This is a genomic window from Syntrophorhabdus sp. (assembly GCA_012719415.1).
In the GTDB taxonomy this organism is placed as follows: domain Bacteria; phylum Desulfobacterota; class Syntrophorhabdia; order Syntrophorhabdales; family Syntrophorhabdaceae; genus Delta-02.
This window is the reverse complement of record JAAYAK010000066.1, coordinates 1-6,761: the sequence shown is the minus strand read 5'-3', so window position 1 is coordinate 6,761 and position 6,761 is coordinate 1. Positions and strand designations below refer to the sequence as shown.

Annotated in this window: 6 protein-coding genes and 1 pseudogene; 3 read left to right on the top strand and 4 right to left on the bottom strand. The window is 55.2% G+C overall.

The window, feature by feature from the left end; genetic code table 11:
• Nucleotides 1-73 precede the first annotated feature (73 nt).
• A pseudogene (locus GXX82_03885) lies at nt 74-648 on the bottom strand (NAD(P)H-dependent oxidoreductase).
• 123 nt (nt 649-771) lie between these two features.
• Between GXX82_03885 and def the strand changes: the two are divergent.
• From def to GXX82_03870, 3 genes are all read left to right on the top strand, one after another.
• On the top strand, nt 772-1,272 hold the full coding sequence (def, locus tag GXX82_03880) for a peptide deformylase (GenBank protein ID NLT22166.1): 501 nt from the start codon (nt 772-774) through the stop codon (nt 1,270-1,272).
• Nucleotides 1,269-2,192, top strand: coding sequence for a methionyl-tRNA formyltransferase (locus GXX82_03875; protein ID NLT22165.1), 924 nt, complete (start codon nt 1,269-1,271; stop codon nt 2,190-2,192). Before def ends, GXX82_03875 begins: the two co-directional genes overlap by 4 nt.
• Nucleotides 2,193-2,285: 93 nt before the next feature.
• Nucleotides 2,286-4,109, top strand: a complete 1,824-nt coding sequence (locus tag GXX82_03870; GenBank protein ID NLT22164.1) for a LysM peptidoglycan-binding domain-containing protein — start codon at nt 2,286-2,288, stop codon at nt 4,107-4,109.
• 165 nt (nt 4,110-4,274) lie between these two features.
• Here GXX82_03870 and GXX82_03865 read toward each other — a convergent pair whose 3' ends face one another.
• From GXX82_03865 to GXX82_03855, 3 genes are all read right to left on the bottom strand, one after another.
• Entirely contained in the window at nt 4,275-4,727 is a 453-nt protein-coding gene (locus GXX82_03865; protein ID NLT22163.1) for a GNAT family N-acetyltransferase, read from the bottom strand.
• A gap of 140 nt (nt 4,728-4,867) precedes the next feature.
• Nucleotides 4,868-5,200 (bottom strand): hypothetical protein, encoded by a 333-nt coding sequence (locus GXX82_03860; protein NLT22162.1) that lies wholly within the window; start codon nt 5,198-5,200, stop codon nt 4,868-4,870.
• 259 nt (nt 5,201-5,459) lie between these two features.
• Nucleotides 5,460-6,713 (bottom strand): cyclic nucleotide-binding domain-containing protein, encoded by a 1,254-nt coding sequence (locus GXX82_03855; GenBank protein ID NLT22161.1) that lies wholly within the window; start codon nt 6,711-6,713, stop codon nt 5,460-5,462.
• Nucleotides 6,714-6,761 lie beyond the last annotated feature (48 nt).

Here is a 6,761-nt window from a genome sequence, read left to right as displayed (position 1 = left end):
TGCCTGGTGGAGGGGAGGAAACCGGGCGCGAGATAATGTATCCGGCGCCGGCCTGACGAAAACGTTTTCCTGCTCACTTCGCCTGCCCCAGCTTCCTGGCCCACTTTGCCAGTTCGGCCAGGAGTTCCTGTATCAGCTGCTTCGTCCTGTCATCCGTGAGGTTGCCCGAGGCATCGAACTTCTGCTCCGCGAAGGGGACCATTATCTCGGGCCTGTTGAGAACGAAACAATTGAGGAAGACGCATGTCTGCCGCAGATGGTACTGCGCCCTGGCGGTCCCGAGCATGCCGATCGAGGCGCCCATGATGGCGGCGGGCTTGCCCTCGAACGGGTTCGTACCGTAAGGCCTCGACGCCGAGTCGATGGCGTTCTTCAGGACGCCTGGAACGGAGTAGTTGTATTCGGGCGTGGCTATCAGGACGGCATCCGACGCCTTGACCTTTTCCTTCAGCTCCCTGACCTTCGCGTGGGGTTCGTTCTCCAAGTCCTGATTGAAAGGGGTATCCCTTCGATGTCGAATATTTCCAGTTCCACGTCCGCGGGCGCGACCTCGACCGCGGCCTTGAGGAGCATCTTGTTGAAGGATCCTTTCCTCAAACTTCCCGCGAAACCGAGCACTTTTACTTTTCCACTTTGTCTGTCGGCCATGGGAACCTCCTTGTATGGTATGTGAGATGGAATCAAGTTAAGTCCTGCCGGTGATGGTGTCAACAATGTGAGTTAGGGCGTTCCAGTTATTGACTCTGCGCGCGGATGGTTTTAAAATAGTGCATGTCCACAATTGATATCCGTGTCATCCCCGACCCTGTCCTCAAGAAGATCGCCAAGCCTGTGGAGAACATCACGGACGTCATCGTGAAACTCTCGGGAGATATGATCGAGACGATGCTTCTTGCCCATGGCGCGGGGCTTGCGGCGCCGCAGGTCGGGTTTCCGGTGAGGCTCATAGCCATCGACGCGTCTTTGAACCCCAGGGAGAAGGAACCCATCATTCTCATCAACCCCGTCATCATCGAGACCCACCTCGAGGAGAATGGCGAGGAAGGGTGCCTGAGCGTTCCGGGCTATTACGAGTACGTGAAGAGAGCGAAGAAAGTGCATGCCCGGGGAACGGACCTCAGGGGCAATACCGTCGATTTCGAGTGCGAGGGGCAGCTTGCCCGCGCATTCCAGCACGAGATCGATCACCTCGATGGTGTGCTTTTCATTGATCGGTTGAGTCCCATAAAAAAGAACATTTTCAAAAAAAAGTACACAGGTAAGAAGGAATGAGGATCGTTTTTTTCGGATCCTCCTCCTTCTCCATACCATCCCTTTTACAGATAAAAGACTCGGTGGTGGCCGTTGTGACGAAGAGGGCGCGTCCCAGGGGCAGGGGCTACCAGATCGACGACAACGAGGTCAAGAACGCCGCGCTTCAACTGGGTCTGCCCATTATCGAGATAGACTCCTTCAGGGACGACGAGGCTCGGTCCATAGCGGACTTGCACCCCGACCTTTACGTGGTGGTGTCCTTCGGGCTCATCGTGCCGAAGTGGGCCCTCGACATCCCGTCCATCGGTCCCCTCAACATTCATCCGTCCCTCCTGCCGCTGTACCGCGGCCCGTCGCCGATGCAATGGGCCCTCTTGAACGGTGATACGGTCACGGGGATCACCCTTATACGAATGAACGAGAAGATGGATGAGGGGGACATTGTCAGCCAGGAGAAGGTAACGATCGAGAAAGATGACGATTACATCACTCTGTCGAAGAGGCTTTCGGGAAAATCGGCACAGATGTTGCAGGAAGTAGTGGATGATATCGGGAGGCACGGCATGATGGAAGGCAGGGCGCAAGATCAGGCGGCTGCCACCTATGCCCCCATGATCACGAAGGAGATGGGAAGGATAGACTGGACCGTGAGTGCCGCCCGGGTGAACTGCCAGGTAAAGGCCTTTGTGGCGTGGCCGACCGCTTTCACCTATCTTGACGGGAAACTGCTCAAGATATACAACTCATTCGTCGATGAAAGCGTTGAGGCGCGAGCATCGGCAGGCACCATCACGGGTATAACGAAAATGGGGCTCGAAGTCGCCACCGGTAAGGGTTTGCTTATCATCAGAGAGCTTCAGCTGGAGAACAAGAAGCGTATGAAGGCATACGATTTTTCCATAGGATACAGGGATTTACAGGACAAGCTGTTGAATTAACTTGATGAATTGCGATTTTTTTGTTGACAGGAAAGGCATATTGCACATATCATCGTAACAAGGCCTTAAGAAAAAGGCTATGGTAAGGGGAACATGAAACGATCTATCGCCGCGGCGGCATTCATTCTTTTTCTCGCAGGATGCGCAACGAACAACCAGGTATCGACGGGAGACATCGGCAACCAGGGGCTGCCCGTCGTTGTACAGGACCAAGCTCCCGGTGAGACTTCGGTCACCGGGGCGGATTCCTCTCAGATTTCCAGACCGGGGAAGGGTTCCGCCACAGGGTCGATGAAAACGAAGGCGATCGTTGCCCATACGAGGCAGAAACAGGACGCGCCGCGGAAGGCGCGGCCTCAGCCGTACTCACTGGAAGTGAAGGTCAACGACGATGACGATATAACGACCCTCCTTGCCACGAACTATGATCGGAATTTTGACATCCCCATCGTGTTCAATGACGCGGTGAAGTACTACATCAAATGGTTCTCCGAGGACAAGAAGAAGGTTTTCGCGAACTGGCTGAAGCGTTCCCGGCTGTACGTTCCCATCATCACTGAGATCCTCCGAGAGAAGAACATGCCCGAGGACCTTGTCTACCTGGCCATGATAGAGAGCGGTTTCAACCCGAAGGCGTATTCACACGCGAAGGCATCAGGCCCGTGGCAGTTCATCTACTCCACGGGCGGGCGGTACGGTCTTGAGGTGGATCACTGGGTAGACGAACGGCGGGACCCGGAAAAATCAACCGTTGCCGCCGCAAAGTATCTCAAGGACCTTTTCGACCAGTTCGGCTGCTGGTATCTCGCCGCCGCCAGCTACAATGCCGGCGAGGGGAGAATAGGACGACTGGTCCAGAAACACAACACGAACGATTTCTGGGAGCTCTACAAGTACAACACGCTTCCCCGTGAAACGCGTAATTACATCCCGCAGTTGATAGCCGCGGCCATCATCGCGAAAGACCCGGCGAAATTTGGTTTCGGCAGCATCACCTACGACCCTCCCGTCAGATTCACAGAGGTCGAGGTTCCGGCGGCAACACCGGTCGCGGCCATAGCCAGGGCTTCAAACCGCGACATGGATACCATCCGTATGTGCAATCCCGAGATCCTTCGGGGGATCACCCCGCCGGGAAAGAACGATTACGTCGTGAAGCTTCCGTCGGATGTCGAGAAGCGGGCATTTACCGACCGTCTGCAAACGGAGCTTGAGAAACTCCCCTCCGTAAAGAGCGTTGTCACGTACAAGGTGCGGAAAAAGGACAGCATGGCCAAGATCGTCAGGAAGTACAAGGTCAGCGAACGAGACCTCGTCCTTGTGAACAGCAGTGATGACGATCTCAGGATCAAACCCGGCATGGTCATCGCCATACCCAGGTTTTCGGGAGAGTCGTCCGGCTACACTGCCCTTGCCAGTGCTGTGACTCAAGACCCGCCGGCCGTTGAGAGGTCGAAGACGGCGCTCAGGAAGGATGACAAGGACGCTCCCACGAAGACCCTGGTGTCGAGAGCTGTGGCAAGGAAGAGCGAGCCGGTGGCCGTCCGCTCCGAAAAGGAGATCAAGGCTCGTCCCGCCAAGGCATTCCATGTTGTGAAGAGAGGAGAGACCCTTTCGGAGATCAGCGATCGTTACGGGATCGATGAGGAGAGCCTGCGTTCGGCAAACAAGCTCAAGGGGAACCGGGTGTACCCCAACATGAAGATCCGCCTTGTGAGCCACGTCGAACCGAAGAAGGTCCGCGTGGCCGCGAAGTCGACGAAAAAGGTCCGTTACCACACGGTGAAGAAGGGCGAAACGCTGACATCCATATCCGAAAAGTACGGCGTCGATGTCGACGATCTCAAAGCGACGAACAAGATCAAGGGCAACAAGATCAACGCAAGAGCCAAGCTCAAGATAGTGAAAGAAGGGTAGAAGAAGGTTCCAGGTTCCAGGTTTCACGTTTCAGGCTGAACGCAAAAAAGCAGGAATGGAAAATCCCTGATGTCTATACCAGGCATCAGGGATTATTATTTGTAATTGTGTTTCAGTCTTTTGCCTGAAACCTGAGACGTGAGACCTGAAACCTGCGACGGTCTTTCAGACCTTGAGTACCAGGTTTATCATGTCGCCGCGGGAAAAACCCATGGCGTGGAAGAACTGAAGGAGGTCCCAATCGTTCCAGTTGACAAGGGTGTATATGGTGTCGACCCCGTATTTCTGGAGATTCTCGACGAGGCCCACGGCGAGGACCTTGGCGATGCCCCTGTTCTGGTAGTCGGGGTCTATGCCGATGGTGTCTATCCAGCCTATGTTGTTGGGCACCTTGAATTCCCAACCGCTGACCTCGCCCAGGATGAACCCGGCCACCTTCTCATCGATCTCCGCCACGAGTGAGGCGTCGGGAGGTCTATTCTCAGCCTGCTTTATGATCTTCGTGACCCAGTAGTCCTTTCTGCTTTCGCCCAGGACCTTTGTATCGATCTCAACAATGGCGTCAAGGTCCTCTTTAACCATCTGCCTGACGGCCAGTTTATCCAGAAAGTTGCTCATGTAGTTTTTACCTCGCTTGTACATTTTTTAACATAGTGGTCCGGGAAATTGCAAGAGAAAGATTGGTCGTCCACGCAATGAAACGAGTAATGTTATCGGAAAGTTAGAATAGAGATGCCGGGGATGGCGTCATTTCCGGGTCAGGCCGTGAGGCGGCGTTCGCGGGAGTGAGCAACCTTTCCATACGGCCGCCCCCTTCTGCCCCGTTTCTCCCTGGCCCTGGTCCTTTTCATCTCGGTCTTACATCGCGGGCACAATACCCCGGCGCAATCGTCATTGATAGTGAACAACTCCCCGCAGAGATAGCACATTTCCTGGTCCCCCGTCCTTGTTGGATAGTCCGGATAGACACGGTGCAGACAGGTTGGTTTGGAACACACGAATACCTTTACCGCGTTGGCGACATCGAAGTCCGCGTACATCCTGGAGCCGCAATGGGGACAGGGTATCGTCGATATGATGGTCTCTGTCATGTGCCACCTCCTGTGTATCTGATGGAATTATCGGCACAAGACCCAAATGTCTTAGCAAAAATCCACCAACCTCACTTTTTTGCGTAAAGACCACCATCCGCCTGACAGTCCTGAGGTTCCCCGTCATGGCGGGCCGGGGTCGATGCGATGAAAGTCGAAATGTCCGGTAAGATGCTTGTGGCTTCGGTATCTTGCGGTTCTTGTCGTGAAACCTGAGACGTGAGACCTGAGACCTGCGACTGTCTTTTCCCCGAAGGGGCTACACGGGTCTCATCCTTCGCCGGGCTATCTCGGCGAAAAGACTGTGAAGGACGGGTGTCCTCTCGAAATCTTCCGTGGAGATCCGGCGAACGGCGATGTCCGTCATGGCGATGACCGTCGCGCTCCGCCTGCGGTCGTCGGCGAAATAGGCCATTTCTCCAAAGATGTCCCCATCGGACAGCTGGGCGACGGTCTTTCCCCCGGCGTCCTCAACGCGCACGTCTCCCCGGGCGAGATAATAGATGCCGTTCGGTTCGTCACCGATCCTCATGATGATGTCATCTTTTTTGAACCAGTGGATCCTGAACAGGCTCTCCCAGTCCGTGTTCTCGATCAGGGCGTGATAGAATTCCCGGTCGAAGGCCTTGATGAGCTGCTGCGAGAGAAGAAGGAGCCTGATCCCGATGGAGTGCCCCTGTTTCTCGTCTATCGCCATCCCCTGCTGTTCAAAGGTATCGACGGGATAGGGATTCTCATGGATATACTGTGATATGCGCAGGGTTGCCACATCAAGCTGCCCCGTGGCCTCGCTGAACGCTATTTCCGCCTGGTGCAGCTTCTGTTCCGCTATCTGGAAGTTGGGGGTTATCCCCTTCTGCGCGTTTCCGATGAAGTGCTCGATCGCCTCGTTCTTCAAGGTGATGAAGGCGTGGAGATCGTCCTCGTTGATCTCTGCCGGACACTTGTGTATTCCGGGCCTGTAGATGGAGTAGACGTGGATCGGGTGTTCAAAGCTCTTCGGCGTCACCTTTCCTATCGCGACGACGTATCGTGCCAGATCGTCCTGGGCAAGCGCTATCTCACGGTCCATCAGGATCGTTGTCCCGAAGTAGGCGCAAAGCTCCTCAAGTCTGTTTGCGGCGGCAAAACAGCTGCCGAACCTGAGCGTAAGCCCGCCAAAAGGGGCCTCTATGATATCCCCCGCGTAGATGCCGATCCTGGTGAAGGGGATCTTTTCCGATTCAATGGCCCCGGCGATGTCGAGCGCCACCTTCAGAGCGCGCCTGCATTTCTCTTCTCGACCCTCACCCGCTCCCTGCTTGAAGATCACTATCGAGGCATCCCCGGCGCAGGGCTCGAACTCGTCGGCCCTCCCTTCGCCGTCCATGATGATGGTCTGCAGATGGCTGTGATAGCCGATCATGTAGTCCCGGATCTCTTCGGCGGTCATGTTCGACGTGAGCCTTGAATACTGATGGATATCTGTTATGAGGACGGCGACTTCGTTTTCGGGACCGTTCGCTTTTTTCATGTTGGTGGTGAGTCAATTATACGCAGGAAGCCGGCGGGGAGTCAAGGA

Coding starts and splice junctions, on each gene's coding strand:
- GXX82_03875 (NLT22165.1), top strand. CDS start 1,269: ATGAGGATCGTTTTTTTCGGATCCTCCTCCTTCTCCATACCATCCCTT.
- GXX82_03865 (NLT22163.1), bottom strand. CDS start 4,727: ATGAGCAACTTTCTGGATAAACTGGCCGTCAGGCAGATGGTTAAAGAG.
- GXX82_03860 (NLT22162.1), bottom strand. CDS start 5,200: ATGACAGAGACCATCATATCGACGATACCCTGTCCCCATTGCGGCTCC.
- GXX82_03855 (NLT22161.1), bottom strand. CDS start 6,713: ATGAAAAAAGCGAACGGTCCCGAAAACGAAGTCGCCGTCCTCATAACA.
- GXX82_03870 (NLT22164.1), top strand. CDS start 2,286: ATGAAACGATCTATCGCCGCGGCGGCATTCATTCTTTTTCTCGCAGGA.
- def (NLT22166.1), top strand. CDS start 772: ATGTCCACAATTGATATCCGTGTCATCCCCGACCCTGTCCTCAAGAAG.